Source organism: Endozoicomonas sp. ONNA2 (assembly GCF_024606365.1).
Taxonomy (GTDB): Bacteria; Pseudomonadota; Gammaproteobacteria; order Pseudomonadales; family Endozoicomonadaceae; genus Endozoicomonas.
Map to the genome: position 1 here is coordinate 1 of NZ_JAHHPO010000990.1, position 1,100 is coordinate 1,100.

Below are 1,100 nucleotides of genomic sequence, written 5' to 3' on the forward strand. Positions count from 1 at the left end.
CATACGTACAGTCAAATTATGATTGCCTGATGCGTTTTTGGACGAGAACTAGCTAACAATTTTCCTGATTACCATTGAATTTACACTAGCTTCCAGCGAAGTGAACTTTAGTTGATTAGGATGATATATTAAATTGACGTTTGAGCAGTTCCTAAATCAGGAAATCTCGCATCCATTCCATTATTAATCACCTACCCGGGAAAATAGAATATCCTGAATTCAGGATATCGCTTTTTATTCCTTGATATTATTTTTAGAAGATTAGTTATGATTAAAATATTGATCATTCGTATAGTCAGTTTATATGAAAGCAAACTATCACCTACTTATTGTGTTTGGCGTGTTCTCGCAGGCTGCTTTTTACCTTCGTACTTTGCGTTTACTGTTGGCCTGACCACATCTTGTTCGCACATAACTGTGGCAGAGCCTATCCGTCACAGTTATGTTTCTCCGACATTTACTGTCTGACGATATCAACTCTGGATTCTGGACGCTGCCGCCTGAAATTAGGGTCGTCTCCGTTGAGTAATAAAAGCGTGCCGGTATGACTTGCTGATAAGTAAAAGTTGGGGAATCGCGCCGATTTCAGTACTGAGAAATCAGCTGCTAACCTGCCTTCATGGGTAGGGCTTTGTATGTGTCCTAATTGCCCCCAAATTTCATTTTGTGTAATGGGGCCTGTTGCCGGATTCAAGACAATAGTCTGGCTTTCACTAACGCCCAAACGATATTGCAAGCCTCCTATGTCGACTGAGAAAGTAAAGCCCAACGTGCCGTTAGGACCAAATGGAACAATAAACTCCGATATAAAAGCGGTATCGCCGTTTTGTCCGTTGGCATTAAAGTCCGTTGGGCTATTGACCTGCAAGTAACCACCGCCGGCTCTGACTGAGGGAAAGTGGAAGCCATAATTTGTATTTTGATTGACAAGTGCTACAGCTTGCACATAGCTCGATGCTATTGATAGTATCAGCGTGACAGCTACCAGTATCGTTTTCATAAAATTCACCTTATATAGTTTTTAACATTACAGGCAGTTTCAAATTGCCTGAATTCGTATAATAAATGCATAACCTCTGTAACCAGAGGGTTGCCACAGA

The 1,100-nt window shown here is 41.1% G+C and carries 1 protein-coding gene; it reads right to left on the reverse strand.

Annotation, left to right across the window (positions count from 1 at the left end; genetic code table 11):
* Positions 1 to 457: 457 nt before the first annotated feature.
* The gene (locus tag KDK14_RS17485) at positions 458 to 1,000 is read right to left on the reverse strand and encodes a hypothetical protein (RefSeq protein WP_257266472.1); all 543 of its coding nucleotides are present in this window, start codon (positions 998 to 1,000) and stop codon (positions 458 to 460) included.
* Between the last annotated feature and the right edge of the window lie 100 nt (positions 1,001 to 1,100).

What these genes read in the sequence shown, in the direction of transcription:
- KDK14_RS17485 (WP_257266472.1), bottom strand. Translation starts at nt 1,000, where the DNA reads ATGAAAACGATACTGGTAGCTGTCACGCTGATACTATCAATAGCATCG.